Source organism: Faecalimicrobium sp. JNUCC 81 (assembly GCF_053667625.1).
Genome location: NZ_CM132203.1, coordinates 1,224,323 through 1,246,743, shown reverse-complemented (window position 1 = coordinate 1,246,743; position 22,421 = coordinate 1,224,323). Strand labels below are relative to the sequence as shown.

The 22,421-nt window shown below is 29.1% G+C and carries 23 protein-coding genes; 1 reads left to right on the top strand and 22 read right to left on the bottom strand.

The window, feature by feature from the left end; genetic code table 11:
- Positions 1-158: 158 nt before the first annotated feature.
- The 11 genes from JNUCC81_RS06275 to JNUCC81_RS06225 form a co-directional block, all read right to left on the bottom strand.
- The gene (locus JNUCC81_RS06275) at positions 159-974 is read right to left on the bottom strand and encodes a ClpP family protease (protein ID WP_454095803.1); all 816 of its coding nucleotides are present in this window, start codon (positions 972-974) and stop codon (positions 159-161) included.
- A 128-nt stretch (positions 975-1,102) separates the two neighbouring features.
- Entirely contained in the window at positions 1,103-2,323 is a 1,221-nt protein-coding gene (dapG, locus tag JNUCC81_RS06270; protein ID WP_454095802.1) for an aspartate kinase, read from the bottom strand.
- An 11-nt stretch (positions 2,324-2,334) separates the two neighbouring features.
- The gene (locus JNUCC81_RS06265) at positions 2,335-2,580 is read right to left on the bottom strand and encodes a YlmC/YmxH family sporulation protein (protein ID WP_208333378.1); all 246 of its coding nucleotides are present in this window, start codon (positions 2,578-2,580) and stop codon (positions 2,335-2,337) included.
- Between the two features lie 39 nt (positions 2,581-2,619).
- Positions 2,620-3,861: a M16 family metallopeptidase gene (locus tag JNUCC81_RS06260; RefSeq protein WP_454095801.1), complete on the bottom strand. Its 1,242-nt coding sequence runs from the start codon at positions 3,859-3,861 to the stop codon at positions 2,620-2,622.
- 146 nt (positions 3,862-4,007) lie between these two features.
- Positions 4,008-4,748 carry a polysaccharide deacetylase family protein gene (locus tag JNUCC81_RS06255; protein WP_454095800.1) on the bottom strand — a complete coding sequence of 247 codons (741 nt, stop codon included), beginning with the start codon at positions 4,746-4,748 and terminating at the stop codon, positions 4,008-4,010.
- Between the two features lie 163 nt (positions 4,749-4,911).
- Entirely contained in the window at positions 4,912-5,190 is a 279-nt protein-coding gene (gene yajC, locus JNUCC81_RS06250) for a preprotein translocase subunit YajC (protein WP_208333375.1), read from the bottom strand.
- Positions 5,191-5,223: 33 nt separating this feature from the next.
- Positions 5,224-5,673, bottom strand: a complete 450-nt coding sequence (locus JNUCC81_RS06245; RefSeq protein ID WP_454095799.1) for a PTS sugar transporter subunit IIA — start codon at positions 5,671-5,673, stop codon at positions 5,224-5,226.
- Positions 5,674-5,686: 13 nt separating this feature from the next.
- Entirely contained in the window at positions 5,687-6,505 is an 819-nt protein-coding gene (locus JNUCC81_RS06240; protein ID WP_208333373.1) for a PTS system mannose/fructose/sorbose family transporter subunit IID, read from the bottom strand.
- Entirely contained in the window at positions 6,495-7,286 is a 792-nt protein-coding gene (locus tag JNUCC81_RS06235) for a PTS mannose/fructose/sorbose/N-acetylgalactosamine transporter subunit IIC (RefSeq protein WP_454095798.1), read from the bottom strand. Before JNUCC81_RS06235 ends, JNUCC81_RS06240 begins: the two co-directional genes overlap by 11 nt.
- A 25-nt stretch (positions 7,287-7,311) precedes the next feature.
- On the bottom strand, positions 7,312-7,803 hold the full coding sequence (locus JNUCC81_RS06230; RefSeq protein WP_454095797.1) for a PTS sugar transporter subunit IIB: 492 nt from the start codon (positions 7,801-7,803) through the stop codon (positions 7,312-7,314).
- Positions 7,804-7,839: 36 nt separating this feature from the next.
- On the bottom strand, positions 7,840-9,030 hold the full coding sequence (locus JNUCC81_RS06225; RefSeq protein ID WP_454095796.1) for a glycoside hydrolase family 88 protein: 1,191 nt from the start codon (positions 9,028-9,030) through the stop codon (positions 7,840-7,842).
- A gap of 248 nt (positions 9,031-9,278) precedes the next feature.
- Between JNUCC81_RS06225 and JNUCC81_RS06220 the strand changes: the two genes are divergently transcribed.
- The gene (locus tag JNUCC81_RS06220; RefSeq protein WP_454095795.1) at positions 9,279-10,058 is read left to right on the top strand and encodes an IclR family transcriptional regulator; all 780 of its coding nucleotides are present in this window, start codon (positions 9,279-9,281) and stop codon (positions 10,056-10,058) included.
- A 62-nt stretch (positions 10,059-10,120) separates the two neighbouring features.
- Here the strand turns inward: JNUCC81_RS06220 and JNUCC81_RS06215 are convergent, their stop codons facing one another.
- The 11 genes from JNUCC81_RS06215 to truB form a co-directional block, all read right to left on the bottom strand.
- On the bottom strand, positions 10,121-11,125 hold the full coding sequence (locus tag JNUCC81_RS06215; RefSeq protein WP_454095794.1) for a PfkB family carbohydrate kinase: 1,005 nt from the start codon (positions 11,123-11,125) through the stop codon (positions 10,121-10,123).
- A 1-nt stretch (position 11,126) separates the two neighbouring features.
- Complete coding sequence (locus JNUCC81_RS06210) at positions 11,127-11,774, bottom strand: bifunctional 2-keto-4-hydroxyglutarate aldolase/2-keto-3-deoxy-6-phosphogluconate aldolase (RefSeq protein ID WP_454095793.1); 648 nt, start codon at positions 11,772-11,774, stop codon at positions 11,127-11,129.
- 19 nt (positions 11,775-11,793) lie between these two features.
- The gene (locus JNUCC81_RS06205) at positions 11,794-13,806 is read right to left on the bottom strand and encodes an alginate lyase family protein (RefSeq protein WP_454095792.1); all 2,013 of its coding nucleotides are present in this window, start codon (positions 13,804-13,806) and stop codon (positions 11,794-11,796) included.
- Positions 13,807-13,891: 85 nt separating this feature from the next.
- The gene (gene kduD / locus JNUCC81_RS06200) at positions 13,892-14,671 is read right to left on the bottom strand and encodes a 2-dehydro-3-deoxy-D-gluconate 5-dehydrogenase KduD (RefSeq protein ID WP_454095791.1); all 780 of its coding nucleotides are present in this window, start codon (positions 14,669-14,671) and stop codon (positions 13,892-13,894) included.
- Between the two features lie 28 nt (positions 14,672-14,699).
- A complete protein-coding gene (kduI, locus tag JNUCC81_RS06195; protein WP_208333364.1) occupies positions 14,700-15,530 on the bottom strand; it encodes a 5-dehydro-4-deoxy-D-glucuronate isomerase in 831 nt (276 codons plus the stop codon).
- Positions 15,531-15,716: 186 nt separating this feature from the next.
- Positions 15,717-17,831, bottom strand: a complete 2,115-nt coding sequence (locus JNUCC81_RS06190; protein WP_454095790.1) for a polyribonucleotide nucleotidyltransferase — start codon at positions 17,829-17,831, stop codon at positions 15,717-15,719.
- A gap of 227 nt (positions 17,832-18,058) precedes the next feature.
- A complete protein-coding gene (locus JNUCC81_RS06185) occupies positions 18,059-18,898 on the bottom strand; it encodes a DegV family protein (RefSeq protein WP_454095789.1) in 840 nt (279 codons plus the stop codon).
- Between the two features lie 267 nt (positions 18,899-19,165).
- A complete protein-coding gene (locus JNUCC81_RS06180) occupies positions 19,166-20,029 on the bottom strand; it encodes a potassium channel family protein (protein ID WP_454095788.1) in 864 nt (287 codons plus the stop codon).
- Positions 20,030-20,193: 164 nt separating this feature from the next.
- Positions 20,194-20,448, bottom strand: a complete 255-nt coding sequence (gene rpsO / locus JNUCC81_RS06175) for a 30S ribosomal protein S15 (RefSeq protein WP_286184083.1) — start codon at positions 20,446-20,448, stop codon at positions 20,194-20,196.
- Positions 20,449-20,551: 103 nt separating this feature from the next.
- A complete protein-coding gene (locus JNUCC81_RS06170; RefSeq protein ID WP_208333359.1) occupies positions 20,552-21,481 on the bottom strand; it encodes a bifunctional riboflavin kinase/FAD synthetase in 930 nt (309 codons plus the stop codon).
- Between the two features lie 28 nt (positions 21,482-21,509).
- A complete protein-coding gene (truB, locus tag JNUCC81_RS06165) occupies positions 21,510-22,415 on the bottom strand; it encodes a tRNA pseudouridine(55) synthase TruB (protein ID WP_454095787.1) in 906 nt (301 codons plus the stop codon).
- Positions 22,416-22,421 lie beyond the last annotated feature (6 nt).

The following is a 22,421-nucleotide window of genomic DNA, read 5'->3' as shown; positions in this document are numbered from 1 at the left end:
AATCAACTATATCTAATAAAAAATATCTCTATAGTTAACTAATTATAATATTTAAAATTTGATTATCTAGACCATAGCAAAAAGTGTTAATGCCTTAACACTAACACTTTAATCTATATTTTTTAATTATATCATATAATACATTATTTGAACAAATCTTATTTATTTTCATCACTATTGCTATTTGTTACTTCATTAGATTCTTTTATTAGTTCTCTTAACTTAGATAAAGCTTCTTTTAACCCTCCAACTTCATCTATAAGACCACATTCAACAGCTTCCTTTCCTATAAGAACACTACCTACATCGCTTACAAGTTCATCCTTTGAGTGCATAATTTTTATAAGCGTTTCTCTTTCTATATTTGATGTTCTAGTAATAAAATCAACTATTCTCTCTTGCATTTTCTTAAAATATTCAAAAGTTTCATTAACACCAATTACTAATCCGTTAGTTCTAATTGGATGTACTATCATTGTAGCTGTTGGTGCTATAAAAGAATAATCTCCAGCTGTAGCAAGTGGAACTCCTATACTGTGACTTCCTCCAAGTACTAAAGTTACTACTTTTTTAGATGTAGAATTTATAAGTTCTGCCATAGCTAATCCTGCTTCAACATCTCCGCCTACGGTATTTAATACTATTAGAACCCCTTTTATCTCAGGGCTTTCTTCTATTGAATAAAGCATTGGTATTATATGTTCATATTTAGTAGCTTTCTTTTGCGGATTACCTATAAAGTGACCTTCTATTTCTCCTATTATAGTTATACATTGTATATCTTTAGTAGGCTGTGGCGGCATATTAGGCACTCCCATTTGTTTTATATTCTGTATTTCTTCACTTTCTGGAACTGGATTATTTTCAGCCTCACTTTTTACTTGTTTACTTTTAGTTTTATATTTATTTTTACTCCCATCAAGATTTGGCATGTTTATATTATTATTAAAGTTGTTCTCTTCATAGTAGTTCATATGTAATACTCCTCTCAAAATATGCTTTAGGATTATTATTTCCAAAAATATCATAAAAAATTCGTTATACGAACGTTACTACTTTTTATAATACGCATATTTTAAGAGGAGTATTTATTATCTATATTCTATTTTAGGTAAAATTCATTATGAATGGCATGAACTGCGCTTGACATATCTTGTTTATTCACTAAGCAAGATATTGTCATATTTGAATCAGATGTCTGAAGTAAATCTATTTTAGATTTTGCAAGTGAACTTACTACCCTAGACATTATACCAGGTATTCCTGTCATGTTTGAACATATTAAGGTTACTTTTGATAAACCTTTATTTGTTTCATATTCTACTTCAAATTTATTTAATGTATCTTCTAAGCTGTTTATATTTTCTTCGTCTATGATAAATATTTTTTCATCTATAAAAAAGTTTATCATATCTATGCTTATATTATTTTTTCCTAGTTCATTTATTATATTTATAAACACATCTTCTTTTGCTTTTATTTTTACTTGAGCTATTTTATCTTTATTGGCTACTGTAGCCATAAAATTAAAATTTTTCTCATAAGATTTTTTACAATTTTTATTGTCACATTCTAGACAAATTTTAGTTCCTTCACAGGCTGGGTTTAGCGTATTTTTTATAGCCAAAGTTATATTTCCACTTTTGGCAAGTTGTACTGCTCTTGGGTGAATTACTTTTGAACCTTTATCTGCCATTTGAAATACTTCTTCATAATCTATACATTTTAAAACTTTAGCCCCTGGCTCAACTCTAGGGTCTGCTGTCATTATACCATCTACATCTGTATATATCTCAACTATATCACAATCTAGAGCTTTTCCTATTGCAACAGCTGAAGTATCACTACCACCTCTTCCAAGTGTAGTTATTTCTCCATCCTCTGTCGCACCTTGAAAGCCTGCTATTACAACTACTTTTTTCTTCTCAAGCTCATTTATTATTCTAGTAGGATTTATATCTAGTATTTTTGCATTTGAAAAATCATCACTAGTTATAATTCCTGCTTGAGCTCCAGTTAAAAAAACTGCATCTATATTTTGTGATTTAAGCATATTAACAAGTATTGTTCCAGATATTATCTCACCACAAGACATTAAGATATCTAGTTCTCTTTTTTGTGGTTCTACTTCTATTTCTTTACACAAACCTATAAGAGTATCAGTAGCATAAGGTGCACCTTTTCTTCCCATTGCTGATACAACTACTACTAATTCTAGATTTTTATCTTTTTCTTTGTACGACTTTACTATTTTGCAAACCTCATTCATTTTTTCATAGGATTCAACTGATGTACCTCCGAATTTCTGAACTAAAATCCCCATATATAAGCCTCCTAGTAAACACCATCATATTCTATTATTATCATGTCGTTTCCTATCTTTCTAACATTTCTCCATGGTACTTCTAGTGTTGATTTATCTTTTTTAATTCCAAAAAATCCTCTTTCTCTTGGTACTAAAAGGGCAAGTATTTCTCCCGTAGTCTCATCTAATATAAGGTCACATTCTCCAATTACACCTAGTCTTTCCCCTGTTACTAGGTTAACTATTTCTTTACCTGCTATTTCAGATAAATTCATGTTTATCCCCCCAATTTTTATCTATTAAATAGTAAATTACTATAATTTAATATCCTCTACACCTCTACCTACGATACATACGCCTAGTTTATCTATATTAAATATTTTATCTATTACTTTGTTTACCATCTCGCTGTTGACATTGTCTATGCATTTTAATATATCATCAGTAGTTCTTACATTTTTATTTAGTAACATAGCTTTTCCAAATGCCATCATTCTGCTACTCGTACTTTCTAAACCTAATATATAACTTCCCTTAAGCTGTTCTTTACTTTCTTCAATTTCTTTTTCTGTTAAATAATTTTCTCTCATATTTTTTATTTCTTCTATAATTGATTCATATACTTCTTTTAAGTTATCAAGTCCCATGCTTGCAAATATACCTAGCTCTCCACACTTTTTATATAAAGTTTGAGTTGAGTATATTGAGTAAACTAAGCCTTGTTCCTCTCTAATTTTTTGGAATAACCTAGAACTTATACTACCGCCAAATACAGTATTTATAACCGCTAATGCATAAACTTCTTCTGTATTTTCTGATGGTACAGCTTCTAGACTTATAGCTATATTTACTTGTTCTGTATCTTTATTTTTAGCTATAAAGCAAGGGTTAAATTCTGCTTTTTCTACCTCTACACTAACTTCTCTTTGTTTCCATAAGTTAAATTTATCTTCTATTTTATTAACCATTTCATCAAAGTCAAAATTCCCAGATATAGATATTACAGCATTATTAGGTACATAGTATTTATTAAAGTAATTTAATAAATCTTTTTGATTTATTTCATCTAAAGACTTCGTTGTTCCTATTATATTCATTCCAAGAGGATTGTTTACATATATATTTTCTGTTAATAAATCATATGCTAAGTCCTCCGGTGAGTCTTCATACATTTTTAGTTCTTCAATTATTACTGATCTTTCTTTTTCAATATCCTTTTCATCAAATAATGGATTTAATACCATATCACTAAGTATATCCATTCCAATATCTATATGTGAATCTAATAGCTTAACATAGTAGCATGTACACTCTTTACTTGTAAATGCGTTTATTTGTCCGCCTAAATTATCTATTTCACTAGCGATTTCTTTTGATGTTCTATGCTTTGTCCCTTTAAATAGCATATGTTCTATAAAGTGAGATATTCCACTTATTTTTTCATCTTCTATTCTAGATCCTGCATTTATCCAAACCCCTAAAGAAATAGATTTAAGGTAAGGTATTTCCTCTCCTATTATAGTAAGTCCGTTATCTAATTTATGCGTTTTGTACATACTCAACCTCCATTTATATCGTCTTTATATAAGCTTAATTTTATCTTAATCGTAACTTTGTTAAATATACATGTATTCAATTATAAGTTAGAAGCATTTTTTATTCAACTATTCCCCTAATTTATAAACGTATAAGGTTAAATCACTTAAAATATATCATTTAAGCTTCCCGGTTTAAAACCATTGTCCCTTACTATTTTTATAATATCATCTATACCTTCCATTGTTGCATATGTAGGATGCATTAATATTATACTTCCATCTTTCATATCTTTTTTTCTTACCCTTTCTACTATAACTTCTGGTTCTTTCCTATTTTGCCAGTCTATTGTATCTATATCCCATTTAAAGCATGTATAACCTACTTCTTTTGCTGCCTTCATTGTTGCTTCTCCAAAAGAACCAGATGGAGCTTGGAAGAATTTTGTATCTTCCTTGATTATATCTTCTATTATTTTTTTAGAAGTTTTTATTTGATCTAGATTTTCTTCATAGGATAAATTTGCATAATCTAGATGTTTATGTCCATGATTACCTATTGTATGCCCCTGTTCTTTAATCTTTAAAAGCACGTCTTGATTTTTTTCTGCCCATCTACCAGTTACATTAAAAGATATTTTAACATCTTCTTTTTCTAGTGCTTTAAGTATTCCCTCTACATACTCTGTTTCCCAACCTAGGTCTACATTACAAGTTAATGCAACGTACCCGCTATTTTTTTTTGTACCTTGAGTATATGGTAACTCTACACTGTTAAATAATTTAAATGTAGGCTTAATGTTTCCTTTAGTTGCCATAAATATTATACCTACTAAGACTACTATAGCTATTATTGCTACTGTAATCATCTTCTTTAGTTTCTTTTTAGTAAGTACCATCATTATCATTGAAACTTCCTCCTAAAACTAATTTTGTTTATATCAAATATGTACAAATTATTTCTTTATAAATTTTATTAAAGGAAGTCCCTATTTATGCAAAAAAAGTGAACTCTAATTTTAGAGTTCACTTCTTAAATCTATTTTTATATTATAGATATTACTGCCTTAACTAATTTTCTAATGTCGCCATTATTGACTGTACATCAATATTTATTATTACATTTTTGGATATTTCCAAAGAAACTTTATTATTATTAATTTTTCTTATATATCCATATATTCCAGACATAGTAAGTACGTAGTCTCCAACTTTTATGCTTTTTATAAATTCATCTCTTTTAGATTGTTCTATCTGAATTTGATTTTTTCTTTTATTTTGCATAATTATCATAGTAAGAATATACAGTATAAATATTACTACTACTAATAAAATTGTGCTACCTTTCATTTTATTACTCCTTAATTAATATGAATATAAAATTTATATCATATCTTCACATTCTAAATCCTCTTCTTCATTTTCAAAGTCACAAAGACTCATAACTCCCATAGTAGACTTTGCCAAATCTAATGAATTATTTATCTTATCTAACATATTATCTTCATCATTTAATACTAATATGTTAGTCGCAATATCAATCATAATTCCTAAAGATACTCCTGATACTACAAATTGTTCTTTTGATCTTGCTAATTCTGCTATTTTTCTTGTTACTATTTGACTTGGAGCTCCCCCCATCAAATCTGCAAATACTATTAATTGATCATGTTTATTTAAATAATCAGTTACTATATTTTCAAATTTTTCATGAGTTATATCTTCTGAAAGATCTTGAGCATAAACTCTATCACTATCTCCTAGCAATAAATCAAATGCTGATTTCATACCGGTTGCAAAATTCCCATGTCCTACTATTAATATATTATACATATTACACTCCTTCTTATGCTATTACCCCTACTACTGATCCAATCATACCTATAGCTAGAGTTAAAGCTAATAATTGATATACATTCCATTTTTTATTTCTAACTAAGTAGAATATAAATAATGTAAATAATGCTGGTAATAAGTTTGGTGTTATTTTATCTAAGATTGTTTGAAAAGCTATTTCATTAACAGATCCATCTGGTAAAGTTGCAGAATACTTAAGCGGAATCGTAATTTTTACAAATGATACTGCAAGACCTGATACGACTGTTATACCAACTATAGCTGCAAGTCTTGATATACTTGCCATCTTATCACTTAATGATTCTATGTACTCAGTACCTAATTTATATCCATAGTATCCAGTTAAAACCTTAGTCGTTATTAAAGATGCATTTATACCTAAGAAGAATAATATTGGTCCTAGTATTAATCCTTCTGCAGCTAAACCTGCACCTATACTTGAAAATAATGGTGCTAAACCAAATTGGAAAAATGAATCACCTATTCCCGATAAAGGTCCCATTAGAGCCATTTTAATTGAACGAGCATTTTCAGCACTTTCACCATTATCTAGTAGCGCCAAATGTATACTAGTTATAAACGGTAACGTCTGAGGGTTTGAGTTAAAGAATTCTATGTTTTCTATTGCTGATTGCTTTAATTGATCTTCATTATTTGCATATATTTTCTTTAAAGCTGGTAGCATAACGTTAGCATATCCTAGGCCTTGATAATTTCCGTAGTTAAAAGCTGATTGTAAGAAAAATGATCTAAATGCTACTATTAAATAATCTTTTAGTTTTAATACTGGGTTTTTTTTAGATTCCATCTGAATAATCCTCCTCTGAGCTTTCTACTTGATTTACTGTTGCTACCACTGGCTTATTATGATAATCATATAGCGCAAATACTAATGCTAAGAATGCTACTCCTATAACTGGTAATTGGAAGAATGTAATTGCAACAAATCCTAAAACAACAAATGCAGTATATTCTTTTTTTACCATAACATTAAGTATCATAGCAAACCCTATTGCTGGTAACATTCTACCTGCTACAGAGAATCCATCTATTATCCAAACTGGTATCATACTGATTAAACTTTGAGCTCCTTCAACACTAAATGCAGCTGCAAATCCTATTATAAATCCTACTACTACAAATGCCCAAAATGATAAGTGAGATAAGAAGCTAAATTTCTTGAAATGTTTTGCTTCTAAAGCTTTTCTTGCAGCTGTTGGTATACCTGACATAGCTGTATATGTTGCTGTGATTATAAATTGGAATGCTACAGCAAATGGCATTGATAATGCAAGTGCTGTTTCTGGGTTCATTCCTGAAGACTTTAATGTTATAGCCATTAAAGTCCCTACTATACCAGGCCCTAGTTGATTAGGAGGTACTGTACCACCTGCTCCAACTCCAAATCCCATAAATGCTATTTCTGAAACTGCTCCCATAGCTAATGCAGTTGGTAAATCTCCTAATATTAAACCAACTCCTGTTGCTAGTACTAATGAACGGTTAGTATATATTCCTAATAACTGACCGCCTAAACAAATTCCTGTCCATAAACCAATAAGTACACACTGGAATATTCCGATTTCCATTACCTTATCCCCCTAGTATAAAAATTTATAAGTAATTATTTATATTAACTTCAACTGCTCCATCTCCACCAATTGGAGTTGTTTTAGTGTTAAATTTAACACCATGCTTGTCTCTTAGTGTTCTTAGTACATTTTTGTCATCTTCACCTAAGTATATTGATCTAGTTATTTTTTCTTTTCCATCTTGATTATGTATATTTCCAATATTTATTTCTTTTATAGGTACTCCACCATCAACTAACTTAAGCGCTGATTCAGGACTTTTACACACTATAAATATTTTTTGATGTGGTGCTGCTTTATGTATTACTTCACAAGTTTTTGCTATAGAGAAAAATCTCATTCCAACTGATGATGGTACTACTGTTTTCATTAATGTTTGTTGCATTTTATTAGTGCTTGCCTCGTCATCTGCTACTATTACTAAGTTAGCTCCTAGTGCACTTAGCCACATTTGCCCTTGCCCATGTATTAATCTTTCATCAATTCTCATCATTTTTATATCCGGTATACCCATAATAAACACCCCTTATTTTATAATTTTTTATTTTTATTACCAATATAATTCCCAATCTTTATAAAATCTTATTAATGCTTCTAGATAGAAATAATCTCCCCATATGTTACCTTCATCAACACCTTTTCCTGAATGCCATGAGTAAACACCATGAAGCAATAATGTATCTACATCATCATCTTCTTTTGTAGCATATTTATCAATTAAAGATTTTAATATTGTGTGCATTGCATATTTATAAGTTTCTTTATCTTCATCTACTTCTGGTAAATATTTGTTCATCTCATGCATACCACATACTGCTATAGCAGCAGCTGACGAATCTCTTGATTGATCATCTCCATCATTAAATATTAAGTCCCAGAAACAAACGTTATCCTCAGGAAGACGATTTAAGAAGTAATTTGTAACTCCCTTATATAATCTAAAGCATTCTTCATTTTTAGTATATCTATAGTTTAAAGGTAAACCATATACTCCCCATGCTTGGCCTCTTGCCCAAGAAGAATCATCATTGTATCCTTGTCTTGTTACTCCCTTTAGAGGTTTTCCTGTTTCATTATCAAAATAGAATGTATGGAATGCTGATGCATCATCTCTTACAACGTTATTGCATGATGTAGTATAATGTTTAAACGCTATATCATAATACTTTTTTTCTCCTGTAACCCTATGAGCCCAATAAAGTAATGGTATATTCAATAGGCAATCTATTATTAATCTGTAGTTATCTTTGGCTCCAAGTTCTCCCCATGCCTGTATAAACTGACCTGTTTCTTGATATCTTCCTATCAGCTGGTCTGCCGCTTTAATAGCTGCTTCTTTTGCATTTTCATTACCAGTTAATTTATAAGATGCAACACATGATAAACTATATAAAAATCCCATATCATGATGGTCTACTTCTATTTTGTTGTCAATTCTATATTTAAATGAATCAACATTTTTATCAGCTAAGTTTTTAAACTTTTGATCATTTGTATATTCATATGCTAACCAAAGCATACCTGTCCAAAACCCCGTAGTCCACTCTATATTGTCTATAATTTTATACTTGTTGTCAAATGTAGCTGGAGTAGGATACATTTCCACAAATTTATCCATATTTTTTTCAATTCTTTTTATACACTGCTCTATTGCTGACTTAATTTCTTCCCTCGTAACAAAATCGTTTTCCTTAAATACATTATGTTTTACTATTTTTTCGATGTTGATATCTTTGATCATGACATACCTCCATAATATAATTTAAAACCCGAACCTCCATGTTCCATATTATGAAACGGTGTTTCGCTTTTCTTAAGACCATTATAAATGGTATATAAACCATTGTCAATTATTTTGAATATATTTTTTTATTTTATGTTGTATATTTATCAATCTTTTTCTTTTTATTTTTTTGCAACTTTACTCTTTAAATAAAATCTTATATAGTATATCTTAGTAATATAAATATTTTTTTAAGGGGATAAATAATGAACGATAATAATTTAGTCCAATCAGTTGATAGGGCTCTTAGTATAACAGAATTCTTAGCTGAGTGCCCAAATGGAGCTGGAATTACGGATATTTCTAAAGCTCTTGGATTAAGTAAAGCAACTGTACACAGATTAATTTCAACATTAAAATCTAGAGACTTTGTTACTCAATCAAAAAATACAGAGCAGTATTATCTTGGGTACAGGCTATTATACTTATCTAGTTGCGTAAGCAAAAATACAGATATATTCAAGGTATCAAGACCTATAATTAGTAGTTTTGCAGATAAGGTAGATGCAACAGTTCATCTTTCTGTATTAGATGATACACGTACTAATATTATCTATGTAGATAAAATCGAGCCTACAAATTCAAATAAAACATTTGTGATGTCATCAAAAGTTGGTAAAAAAGCTCCTTGCTATTGTACTGCAGCAGGTAAATTATTACTTTCAAATTATAGTGATGAAGAGATCAGAGAAATAATGAAAGATGTAAATTTTGAAATTTACACACAAAAAACAATAAAGAATATAGAGGAATTTATAGAGGAAATCCATGAAGTAAGAAAAAAAGGATATGCTCTTGATAAGCATGAATACGACTCTGGAATAATTTGTATATCTATGCCTATATATGGTAGCGGAGGAAAGATGGAGTTAGCGATGAGTGTTACTGGATTGATTATATATTCAACAGTTGAGGATCTTATTGATTTAAAAGAGCCTCTTGGTAAGGTTTCTAAGGAGATAAGTAATACAATTAAATATCTTTAATCTATTATATTTAAAATAAAAAGAGATGTCCTTAAAATAAAATTTTAGGACATCTCTTTTTGTTATCTTGCTATTTTTCCAACGCCATGATTCATTAAAGTTTCAACTTCTTCTATTGATACTAAGTTTGCATCACCTTTTATACTGTGTTTTAATACAGATGCCGAGGCTGCAAACTCTGTAATATACTCTGATTTTTTATTATTTAAAATACCATAAATAACTCCTGCTGTTAATGCATCTCCTCCTCCAACTCTATCTACTATATCATCTATAGTATAGATTTTAGAAGAATATAGCTTATTATCACTGTAGTAATTACATTGTAATTTATTTACAGATACAGATACATTTTCTCTTATAGAAGAAAAAATGTGCTTTACATTTGGGTATAGACTTATTATTTCATCATAATAATATTTTAATTTTTCATATTTATCTTCATATTCACAACTCATATTTAAAATATTCTCGGCATCTAAAATTCCAGCTGATAATATATCTACATATGGTAGTACTTCGAAAGTAGCCTTACTAGCTTCTTCTAAAGACCATAGTTTAGCTCTATAGTTAGAATCATAGCTTACTATTATATTATTTTTTTTGCAGTATTTTAATATATTTAAAATTAATATTCTTAGACTTTCAGAAAGAGCCAAAGTTACTCCTGAGAAATGAAATACATCAACTTCATTTAATACTTTTTCTATATTTAAGTCTTCATCTCTCATATTACTAAATGCTGAATCAGCACGGTCATAAATAACTTTTGATGTTCTATTTCCACTACCGGTTTGTAAAAAATAAATTCCTGTTCTTTTATCACTTTTTGTTATAAATTTAGTTTCAACTTTTTTACTACTTAAATAATCAATTATGGCCTCTCCTATTTCATCATTTGAAACTTTAGTTATTGCTCTTGTATCAATTCCAAATTTAGATAAGGATATTAATACATTGGCTTCTCCACCACCATAATTAACATTTAAATTGTTAGCACTTGAAAGCATCGTTCCTTTATCTGTAGATAACCTAAGCATTATTTCTCCAAGTCCAGCTACTCTCATCTTAGTTACCTCTTGCTTTCTTAAACTTCTCTACATATTGCTTACAGATAGATGTTATATCTTCAAATTTACCATCTTCTCCAAGCTTATTTAATTCTCCACCTATTCCGACTAGGTCTACTCCTGCCTTAGCCCATGTATCTATATTATCTAAATTAACCCCACCAGTTACCATAGCATTTGCATAAGGAAGGGGTCCTTTAATTGCAGCTATGTATCCTGGCCCAAATGCACTTCCTGGAAATATCTTAACTATATCAACTCCATTTTCATGAGCTTTTATTATTTCATTTATTGTCATTACTCCAGGTATATATGGCACCATATATCTATTACAAAGTTTTGCTGTTTCTTCATTAAAAGATGGTGATACTACATATTTAGCTCCTGCTAATATAGCAAGTCTTGCTGTTTCTTCATCTAATACTGTTCCCGCACCTATTACTACATCATCATAATCTCCATATATTTCATCTAACTCACGTATTATATCATTTGCAAACTTATTAGTATAAGTAACTTCTATAGCTCCTACATTTCCTTCTATACAAGCTTTAGATATTTTAACACCTATATCTTTAGTATTACCTCGTACTACTGCAACAACTCCGCATTTTTCTAATGTATTTAAAACCTTTAATTTTTTCATAATAAATCCCCCTTTGTATTTAGTATTTTATAACTTCTTTATTTACCGTGCCATCTATATCACTTATTAAAACAACTTTCCCATAAACATCATGTCCATCTACTTTTAATGATTTTTTACCTTTAAATATTTCATTGTGGCAAACTAAAACTATATATACTTTATTTTTAACTGATATTTTTATAGCTTCAGCTTCTAAATCTTCTAATAATCTACCATTACAATTTTTAACTTCTATTTTTTCTATAAGTACATCATTTTCATACTTATTTGCTAAAATAACAGTTGCAATTGATGTAAATCCATTATTTTTATAATTTGTTATTAATGTATCTTGTTTTTCTAACATGTTGTAGTGATAAGATACTGGTGTTTTTTCTATCTTTCTTTCTAGATTATTTAAATGATATAATGTTAAACTTCCATTTTTACCTTTACATATAGTTTTCTTGTCTTCTAAATATATATCATTTGCAAAATGGAAAAACTGTTTATACTCATGTTCTCCTTCTCCATAAAATTCATCTACCAATACCCATATATTAGGCTTTATATAGATTACTTTTCTATTTGTAAATATTCCTTTATATATATAACCTAAGTGAGATCCTTCACAGTAATCAAAATTATCATTAGTTATAAAAGGATGCTTTATAGGTGTTGCCACTTTTTTATATCCCCAAGACCCATCTAGTACTGTAAAATCTGTATTATCAACAGTAGTTGTATTATGAGCACTACAACTTTTTAGATATTCTCTTATTTCATCACCTTCTATGTAAGTATATCTACCTGGATCTATTAGGTAATCTTCTTCATTTGCATATATACTAATATGTAATAAATCAGCGTGACCATGTCCACTACCTAGAGTTCCACAATGGAAATACATATAATTATCATCACTTTCCCATCCAGATCTCATGTAATAATTTCCGCTATCTTCAAAAGCATACGATGAATATTCTGGTGTTTTAGTATTTATAGTCTTGTACTCTTGTACGGACTTATATCCTAAATCCCATATACTTTCAAAGTCAATTTCTTCATACCCACCAAATTTTAATACTTCATCACTAAATAAATAAGCTGATTTAGTAATCATATCTCTTAAATCAGTATCATCACTATCACTTTGACATACTTGAGTGTGATTTGGCTTTTTCATATATAAGTTGGCATAAGCTAATTTTTTAGTTTTCTCATATATATCTTTAGGTAATGGTATATTATTATTTTGGCATACTATTAAAGTACCTAAATAGCAATGAAGTACTTCATTTAAATACATTGGAGATTGTTCCCAATGCATACCATCATCCATAACTTGAAGATTTATTTGTTCTTTTAATCTTTCTATTGATAAATTTATATAGTAATTATCATCGATTAACTTATCTAAAAATACAGAAACTACTAATAGACCATAATTTTCTAATACTCCCCAATTACTTAGTTTTCCTGATTCTTTGTAATTTTTTTCTAGATAATCGACATGCTCTTTTAATGATTTAAAAAATATTTCATTAAATTCTTGAGTAATATATTCACTATCTTTAAAGTATGTATACGCTTTTATCCAATTTTCACATCTTATTCCTGTATCAATACTCCTCCATGTTGTTTTATCTGTACCATCTACAGGTTTTACATCTTTTATCCAGTTAATTATTTGTTCTATGAATACTTTTGAATATTTCTCATCTTTCGTAAGAACATAGGCCTGACCTAATGTAACCCAGTATCTATGTCTATTTAACATAAAAATCCATTCTGGGTCACCATTAGGAGTTTTATCCCAAATTATATTATCTTCAAATCTATATGGTATAAAAGTTCTTTCCATATCCCATTTCCATTCAAATTTAAATATCTTATTAGAAACATCATCAGCTATTCTTATTACATTTTGTACTTCTTCTTTAAACTTTTCCTTGCAGTATTTTTCTATTTCATCTATTTCATTTTTATTTGCATAGATATTGAAATTAAAATTATTTCTAATATCACTTTGTAAAGTAAAATTATTCATTATAAAGTCTCCTTATTTATTAAATACAAAGAAACTATACCCTTTAGACTTTACGTGAGTATAGTTCTTTGATTCTAATATAGAATTATCTTACTAACCATCCACCATCAACAGCCAAGATAGTTCCGTTTATGTAGTCAGATGCTTTACTAGATAAGAATACAACTGCTCCCATTAAGTCAAATGGTTTACCCCATTTACCCGTTGGTATTCTTGATAATATTTCATCGTTTCTTTTTTCATCTGCTCTTATCGGTGCAGTATTAGCTGTTTCTATATATCCTGGTGCTATAGCATTTATTTGAATATTTTTATCAGCTAACTCATTTGCAAATGCCTTAGTTAATCCTGCTACTCCATGCTTACTTGCTGTATATGGAGGTACAAATTTTCCACCTTGGAAAGATAGCATAGATGCAATGTTTATTATTTTACCACCACCATTTTCTGCCATAATTTTAGCAACTTTTTGGCTTAGGTAATATACTGCATTTAAGTTTATATCCATTACAGCTTCCCAATCTTGTTCTTTGTAATCAAGAAGAGGTGCTCGTCTTATAGTTCCTGCATTATTTACTAGTATATCTATTTTGCCAAAAACTTCTATCGCTTCCTTAATAACGTTTTCTCTATCCTCAGATTTAGTTAAATCGCCTTGAACAAAATGAACTTTTCTTCCTAAGTTTTCTACTAGTTCTCTTGTTTCATCCCAATTTTTATCATGAGTTGGAACTACTAAATCAGCTCCTGCTTTTGCTAAAGCAACTACATATCCTTGACCTAATCCTGTATTTCCACCTGTTACCATTGCTACTTTTCCTTCTAAAGAGAAAAAGTTCATTGAAAAATCATTTAAGCATCCCATAATATATTCTCCTTTAGCCCCTTTATGTTTATTTTAAGTCTGACATTTTTACATGGTCCATATCATCAAATGTTTGGTTTTCTCCACACATTCCCCATATAAATGTATAATTACTTGTTCCTACTCCTGAGTGTATTGACCAACTTGGAGATATTAGTGCTTGTTCATTCTCAACTACTAAATGTCTTGTCTCTGTAGGTTCTCCCATTAAATGTATTACTCTTGTATCTTCTTTCATATCAAAATAGAAGTATACTTCCATTCTTCTTTCATGTGTATGACACGGCATAGTATTCCATACATTATTAGGCTCTAGCATTGTCATACCCATTAATAATTGGCAACTTTGACATACATTTGGATGAACATATTGGTATATAGTTCTTTTATTTAAGTTTTCATTTTCTCCTAATCTAACTGGTCTTGCATCCTCTATATTTATTTTAACTACTGGATATTCCTTATGTGCTGGTACTGAGTTTATATAAAACTTAGCTGGATTTTCTGCACTTTTAGATTTAAATAGTATTTCTTTAATTCCCATACCTATGTAAATACCATCATGTTTTTTCATGTCATATTCAACGCCATCTAGTACTATTACACCATCTTCTCCTACGTTTATAACTCCCATTTCTCTTCTTTGTAGGAAAAATTCCACACCCATCTCTTTTCCTGCAACTAAGCTTAATGTTTCACTTATTGGCATAGCTCCACCAAATATGATTCTATCTACATGACTATATGTTAAACCAATAGAATTTGGTGTAAATATTTCTTCTTTTAAGTAATGCTCTCTTAATTCTTGTGTTCCATATTTTTTTGAATCAGCTGGATGATTCGCATATCTTATATCCATATCAATAACCCCTCTCTTATTCGTTCCATAATTCGGAACAATGTTTCATTTCTATATTCATTATATATGATATAAGCAAATAAAGTCAATAATTTATAATATATTTTTACTTAAATTATATTTATCTAAAATATAATTTACTTATATAAAAAAAAGACGAGAGTAAACTCTCGTCTTTAATCTATATTATTTATCTTCTTTTTTCTCAGCTTTTTCAGGCTTAGGTAAAAGTACTTTTCTAGATAAATTAACTCTTCCTTTTTCATCGATCTCAGTAACTTTAACTGTTACTTCATCTCCTATGTTTAATACATCTTCAACTTTAGCTACTCTTTCGTGTGCTATGTGAGATATATGAAGTAATCCTTCTTTTCCTGGAAGTATTTCAACAAATGCACCGAAGGCCATTATTCTTGATACTTTACCAGTATAAGTTTTACCAACTTCAGCTTCAGCAACTATATCTGTTATACGCTTTTGTGCAAGTGCTAACATTTCAGGGTCTACACCTGCTATGAATACATCTCCAGTTTGTTCTATATCTATCTTAACACCAGTTTCTTCTATTATCTTTGTTATAACTTTTCCACCTGGTCCTATAACATCTTTTATCTTATCTGGCTTTATGCTCATTGTTATTATCTTTGGAGCATATTTAGATAACTCTGGTTTTGGAGCATCTATAGTTTTCTTCATTTCGTTTAGTATATGAATTCTACCAACCTTAGCTTGAGTTAAGGCTTCTCTTAATACAGATTCATCTATACCAGCTATTTTTATATCCATTTGTATAGCAGTTATACCTTTTTCAGTTCCTGCAACCTTAAAGTCCATATCTCCTAAATGGTCTTCCATACCTTGTATATCAGAAAGTACCGCAACTTTATCATCATGCTTTATAAGTCCCATTGCTATACCTGCAACCATATCTTTAAGTGGTACACCTGCATCTAAAAGTGATAATGTAGAACCACATACACTTCCTTGAGAAGTTGAACCATTTGAACTTAATACTTCAGAAACTACTCTTATTGCATAAGGAAATTCTTCTTGAGAAGGAAGTACTGGAACTATTGCACGCTCTGCTAATGCACCGTGCCCTATCTCTCTTCTTCCTGGCCCTCTTGATGGTCTAGCTTCACCAACACTGTATGCAGGGAAGTTGTAGTGATGCATATATCTTTTATTTTCTTCATCATCAAGTCCATCTAATATTTGAGCTTCACTAATTGAACCTAGTGTTGCTATTGACATAACTTGAGTTTGACCTCTTGTGAAAAGTCCAGAACCATGAGCTCTTGGTATAAATCCATTATTACACCATATTGGTCTTATTTCATCTGGCTTTCTGTTATCCGGTCTTATATTTTCATGAACTATAAGTTTTCTAACTTCTTCTTTTATTATAGCTTGTAGAGTTTCTTCTACGTCAGTTGCATATTCTTCTAATAAATCTTCAAATTTCTCAAATGTTGCTTGTTTAACAGCATCCATTTTTTCCATTCTTTCAAGCTTTTCTATAGTTTTAACTGCTTCTTTCATATCAGCAGTTGCAAATTCACGAACAGCTTTTTCAACTTCTTCATCTATTTTGAAAAGAGACACTTCTATCTTTTCTTTTCCAACAGCTGCAACTATTTCTTCTATGAAAGCTACAACTTTCTTTATTTCTTCATGTGCAAATAATATAGCTTCAAGCATTAATGTATCTGGTATTTCTTCTCCACCAGCTTCAACCATCATTATAGCATCTTTAGTTCCTGATACTACTAAGTGCATAGTACTTTTTTCTCTTTCTTCAGCAGTTGGGTTAACAACAAATGCACCGTCAACTAAACCTACTAAAACCGAACCTGTAGGTCCATTAAATGGTATTTCTGATATTGAAAGTGCAACAGATGAACCTATCATTGCTACTATATCAGGAGTACAATCTGGGTCTACTGATAAAACTGTAGCAACTACTTGTACATCATTTCTAAATCCTTTAGGGAATAATGGTCTTATCGGTCTATCTATAAGTCTTGAAGTAAGAACTGCCTTTTCTGAAGGCTTTCCTTCTCTCTTTAAGAATCCACCTGGTATTTTACCAACTGAATATAATTTTTCTTCATAATCAACACTTAGAGGGAAAAAGTCTATTCCATCTCTTGGTTGAGCTGATTTTGAAGTATTAACCATAACCATAGTTTCGCCGTATGTAAGTATTGCACTACCACTAGCTAACTGAGCTATTTTTCCTATTTCAACAGAAAGTTCTCTTCCTGCAAAATCCATTTTGAAAATTTTATGTTCAAACATTAATGCTTGTACCTCCTCTTTATTAAATTCGCTTCGCTCATATCGCCGACACAGTCGCTTAAAACCGAATTTATAGTTCTATTTATTATCTTATCAAAAATACTATAATTTAACAACATAAAACTCATATACTAAGTCATGCTTGTGAATTTTTGAGATACAAAACGAATCATAATACATTTTAGTCTAATTTATTATTTACTGTTTCCTTTAAATTTAATCATTTTCTAGTTCGAACAACTAATTGCTAATATATCTGGTCCTGTATGAGAACAAATACATGCTCCACCTCTTGTGAAATAAATATTTTTGCATTTTATTCTATCTTCAACTTCTTTTTTAAGAGTTTCAAAATCACCCAAGTTTGCTCCACATCCGATTATTATATTTTTATCTTCTAATGTATCGTATTGCTCTATTAAAGTATCAACCATAGTATGTACAATGTGCTTTTTACCTCTTATCTTTGTTAGTATAAATATCTTTGCATCTTCAACTGTAAATAAAGGTCTTATATTTAACATTTGACCTATAGTTGCTGTTGCAAGAGATGCTCTACCACTTCTTTGTAAGTACTCTAAAGTATCTGGTAAGAAGTATAATCTTACACTACTTCTTAAGTTTTCTAGTCCATTTATGATTTCTTTTGGAGTAATATCACTGTTGTTTTCAATTAACTCACAAGCTTTTACTACAAACTGAGCACTTCCTAACGAAAGTGTAAGTGTATCAAATATATGTATCTCACCTTCAGTATCATTTTTAGCCATTACTGCACTTTGATAAGTTCCAGAAGACTTTGATGAACCAGTTATACAAACTATAGGATATTCTCCTACATATTTATCAAAAGCCTCTTTGAATTGTATATATGTAGCTTGAGAAGTCTTAGGAACGACTTTCTCTTCCTTCATTCTTCTATAGAATTCATCATTAGTAATATCTATGCCTTCTTTATATTCATTTTCTCCTATTATAATATTTAAAGGTATTATATCTATATCATACTTCTCTACTAATTCACTAGGCACATCACATAAACTATCACATATTAATTTTATTTTCATAATCAATCCCTCCTACTATACTTGACTATTATATTACTTTTAGAGAATTTACACAAATTTCTAATTTCTATATCTATACCATTTTTACCTTTTATATCCTCTAAAATTATTAATTATAAACTTAATTTTATGTAATTATCCAATAATAATAAATATTTTAACAAAAAGTATAGTTTCTAAAAAGTATAAGAAACTACATTCTTAATAAATTTTAATTTAAAAATTGCTTCATTTTATATTTTTTGATAAAGTTATGAATATGTTTTATCACTCTTTATACGATAATACACTACTTAAGAATATGGTAATACAGATTACACTTGTAATGGACGTTATTATACTAATCAACTTCGCAGGTACTGTTAGAGGTATTATATCTCCATAACCTACAGTAGTAAATGTAACTATTGTATAATAAAATAAATCAAAATTGCTCGATACATTTGAAAATGATTCTGGATATATTTGATTTATTAAACATGTAGCTAAAAATAAATTTAATATAATCATAAATAATAATAATATTGAAATTATAGTTATACTAGAAATTATATTTTTATTTTTATTTCTTATATGCATAGGGTTTTTTATTAACTTAATAAGTATTTTTAAATTTACTATATACGATATAACTAATCCAATTAATGCAATAACATGAATACCTTTAAACTGTATTGGGTCAAATAAAAATACAGTAAAATATACACTTAATATAAAATAACTTAGCAATAATTTCCCTTTTAAGTCTTTATCCTCTACGTCGCCTATAAATTTTTGTATACCAGTAGTTATCAATAATATATATCCTATAGACAAATGAAGTATTAATAAGGTTAAACCTATACATCCTAATGAAAATAAATAGTGTACTAATGTTTGCTTTGTTAGAGAATATTGTGTCACTGATTTTATAACCATCAATATTACTAATATTTCTGATACAATGAATATTCCACCGTGCATTATCTTTATAAATAGACTTCCTTCTGTGAAAATTTCCTTATATGTTTTATTAATCTCTTTAAATGTTTGATATATAGATTTTATTAATCTTTTATTATCTTTTCTGTTACTTACTAAAATAGATAGTATTACTACAATAGTACTTAAAACTATTAATATTTTTCCCATATTAAACATAGCTCCTATATGCTTATTTTTATGTATTTTGTAACTTTAATCTATAGTGTTTCCTTAGTTATATCAATGTATTTAATAAAAAAATAACCTATATAGTAATTTTAAAAATTACATAATAGGTTATTTTTTACGAAATCTTTATAATAAAGAAATTATTATTTTCTTAATCCTAACTTAGCTATTAACGCTCTGTATCCTTCTAAGTCATTTGCTTTTAAGTATCCTAATAAGTTTCTTCTTCTACCAACCATCTTTAATAGACCTCTTCTTGAGTGGTGGTCTTTTTTGTGAGTCTTTAAGTGACCGTTTAATTCGTTTATTCTAGCTGTTAATAAAGCTATTTGTACTTCTGGAGAACCAGTATCTCCTTCTTTTCTTCCAAATTCTTTGATTATTTCAGTTTTGTTCATTTGTGTTACCTCCATTAATTATTATAATCGCCTCTTACTAAGCACTAATTGGAGCAATTAAATGCCGAGTAAAGGTTAATTTACTTGTTTATATTATCATAGATTATTTATTTTTGCAAATATACTTTTTAAAAACATAGTTAGTGTCTTTTTTAAGTTGACCTTTTAGATCATCTAGTGATGAGAATTTCTTTTCATCTCTTATTCTTTCTAAAAATTCAATCTTAATATCTTTTCCATATATATCATCATTAAATTCTAATATATTAGTTTCTATTGATAATTTTTCTCCATTTACAGTAGGATTATAACCAATATTAGTTGCTCCATAATATACTTTTTCACCAATGTGTACTTTAGTTGCATATATACCATTTTTAGGAATAAGTGTATCTTTATCAACTTCTATATTAGCTGTTGGAAATCCTATTGTCCTTCCAAGTTGCTTGCATTTGATTACGTTGCCTTTTATTTCGCAGTTATACCCTAAATATTCTTTCACGCTACATACACTTCCTTGAGCTACTAAATTTCTAATATATGTGCTACTTACTCTTATATCATTTACTTTTATAGGCATTATTACTTCGACTTCAAATCCATATTCATCTGATAACTTCTTTAGTAGCTTCGTATCTCCTTCTTTGTTTTTAGCAAAGGTAAAATCATGTCCAACTATTATTTTTTTAGCTCCTAATTTATCTAATAAAATGCCTTTTACAAATTCAAGGGCTGATATTTTAGTCATATATTCATCAAATGGTATACTTATTACATAATCAACACCAAAATCTTTTAACCTTTTTATCTTTTCTTCATTTGTAATAACATGTTTTATAGGAGTTTTAGCAAAATAATTTGCCGGATGATTTTCAAAAGTAAATACTATACTTTCTATATTTCTTTTTTTAGCAGATTCTACTGCTTTTTTTATTAATACTTGGTGACCCTTATGTAAACCATCAAAGTTACCTATAGTGACAACACTTTTTTTTATATTTACTATTTCTTTTATAGATTTTATAGTAATCATAATGATTTCCCCACTAAAGTTATGTTTTCTATACTATAAATAATTTATCACTTTTTAAATTTATAGTGTTATCTGTTTTGCTTAATTGTCCTGTACCCAAAAACTCGCCTTCACAATAAACTCTTACGATTTCATCTTCTTCTTTAAAACTTTTTTCTATAAATCTTCTTTCATCTATAACTCCACCATTAACGTAGTACTTATAAGCATTTGGATTTATTACCACATGGTTAAAGTTAGATAATACATAGTCTATTTCATATAAATGTTTGTCTAAAGTATTATTTTCTTTAAACTCTCTTAGTTGTTCTAGTGTTATACCATTTTCAAGGTCAAATTTACCTGATGATGTTCTAAGTAAGAAAGACATATGTCCTCCACAACCTAATTCTTTTCCTATATCATAACAAATACTTCTTACATAAGTTCCTTTAGAACATACTACATAAAACATTATTTTGTTGTTATTTATACTTAATACCTTAAGCTCTTTTATATTAACAGGTCTAGATTTTAAAACTACCTCATCAGCTCTTCCACTTCTAACTAAGTCACACATTCTTTTTCCATTTACTTTTAGCGCAGAGTAAATAGGAGGCAATTGGTCTATTTCTCCTCTTTGGCTATCAAAGGCTTTTTCTATTTCATCTTTAGTTACATTTACATTAAATTTTTCTAATATTTCTCCTGAAGAGTCATAAGTATCTGTATTTATACCAAGTGTTAATTCACAGATGTAAGATTTATCCTTATTTAGTATAAGCTCACTTACCTTTGTAGCTTTTCCTATACATATAGGTAATACCCCTGATGCATCTGGATCAAGGGTACCTGTATGTCCAACTTTTTTTATATTTAAAATTTTCCTTACAGCACTTACAACATCATGAGATGTCATCCCTGTAGGCTTTATTATATTTACTATTTTGTTCATTTGCAT

What these genes read in the sequence shown, in the direction of transcription:
- JNUCC81_RS06240 (WP_208333373.1), bottom strand. Translation starts at nt 6,505, where the DNA reads ATGGAATCTAAAAAAAACCCAGTATTAAAACTAAAAGATTATTTAATA.
- JNUCC81_RS06245 (WP_454095799.1), bottom strand. Translation starts at nt 5,673, where the DNA reads ATGTATAATATATTAATAGTAGGACATGGGAATTTTGCAACCGGTATG.
- JNUCC81_RS06220 (WP_454095795.1), top strand. Translation starts at nt 9,279, where the DNA reads ATGAACGATAATAATTTAGTCCAATCAGTTGATAGGGCTCTTAGTATA.
- JNUCC81_RS06185 (WP_454095789.1), bottom strand. Translation starts at nt 18,898, where the DNA reads ATGAAAATAAAATTAATATGTGATAGTTTATGTGATGTGCCTAGTGAA.
- JNUCC81_RS06170 (WP_208333359.1), bottom strand. Translation starts at nt 21,481, where the DNA reads ATGATTACTATAAAATCTATAAAAGAAATAGTAAATATAAAAAAAAGT.
- JNUCC81_RS06255 (WP_454095800.1), bottom strand. Translation starts at nt 4,748, where the DNA reads ATGATAATGATGGTACTTACTAAAAAGAAACTAAAGAAGATGATTACA.
- JNUCC81_RS06190 (WP_454095790.1), bottom strand. Translation starts at nt 17,831, where the DNA reads ATGTTTGAACATAAAATTTTCAAAATGGATTTTGCAGGAAGAGAACTT.
- kduD (WP_454095791.1), bottom strand. Translation starts at nt 14,671, where the DNA reads ATGGGATGCTTAAATGATTTTTCAATGAACTTTTTCTCTTTAGAAGGA.
- JNUCC81_RS06225 (WP_454095796.1), bottom strand. Translation starts at nt 9,030, where the DNA reads ATGATCAAAGATATCAACATCGAAAAAATAGTAAAACATAATGTATTT.
- JNUCC81_RS06230 (WP_454095797.1), bottom strand. Translation starts at nt 7,803, where the DNA reads ATGGGTATACCGGATATAAAAATGATGAGAATTGATGAAAGATTAATA.
- JNUCC81_RS06205 (WP_454095792.1), bottom strand. Translation starts at nt 13,806, where the DNA reads ATGAATAATTTTACTTTACAAAGTGATATTAGAAATAATTTTAATTTC.
- rpsO (WP_286184083.1), bottom strand. Translation starts at nt 20,448, where the DNA reads ATGAACAAAACTGAAATAATCAAAGAATTTGGAAGAAAAGAAGGAGAT.
- JNUCC81_RS06260 (WP_454095801.1), bottom strand. Translation starts at nt 3,861, where the DNA reads ATGTACAAAACGCATAAATTAGATAACGGACTTACTATAATAGGAGAG.
- kduI (WP_208333364.1), bottom strand. Translation starts at nt 15,530, where the DNA reads ATGGATATAAGATATGCGAATCATCCAGCTGATTCAAAAAAATATGGA.
- JNUCC81_RS06180 (WP_454095788.1), bottom strand. Translation starts at nt 20,029, where the DNA reads ATGGGAAAAATATTAATAGTTTTAAGTACTATTGTAGTAATACTATCT.
- JNUCC81_RS06275 (WP_454095803.1), bottom strand. Translation starts at nt 974, where the DNA reads ATGAACTACTATGAAGAGAACAACTTTAATAATAATATAAACATGCCA.
- JNUCC81_RS06215 (WP_454095794.1), bottom strand. Translation starts at nt 11,125, where the DNA reads ATGAGAGTAGCTGGACTTGGAGAAATAATGCTTAGGTTATCTACAGAT.
- JNUCC81_RS06235 (WP_454095798.1), bottom strand. Translation starts at nt 7,286, where the DNA reads ATGGAAATCGGAATATTCCAGTGTGTACTTATTGGTTTATGGACAGGA.
- truB (WP_454095787.1), bottom strand. Translation starts at nt 22,415, where the DNA reads ATGAACAAAATAGTAAATATAATAAAGCCTACAGGGATGACATCTCAT.
- yajC (WP_208333375.1), bottom strand. Translation starts at nt 5,190, where the DNA reads ATGAAAGGTAGCACAATTTTATTAGTAGTAGTAATATTTATACTGTAT.
- dapG (WP_454095802.1), bottom strand. Translation starts at nt 2,323, where the DNA reads ATGGGGATTTTAGTTCAGAAATTCGGAGGTACATCAGTTGAATCCTAT.
- JNUCC81_RS06265 (WP_208333378.1), bottom strand. Translation starts at nt 2,580, where the DNA reads ATGAATTTATCTGAAATAGCAGGTAAAGAAATAGTTAACCTAGTAACA.
- JNUCC81_RS06210 (WP_454095793.1), bottom strand. Translation starts at nt 11,774, where the DNA reads ATGAAAAAATTAAAGGTTTTAAATACATTAGAAAAATGCGGAGTTGTT.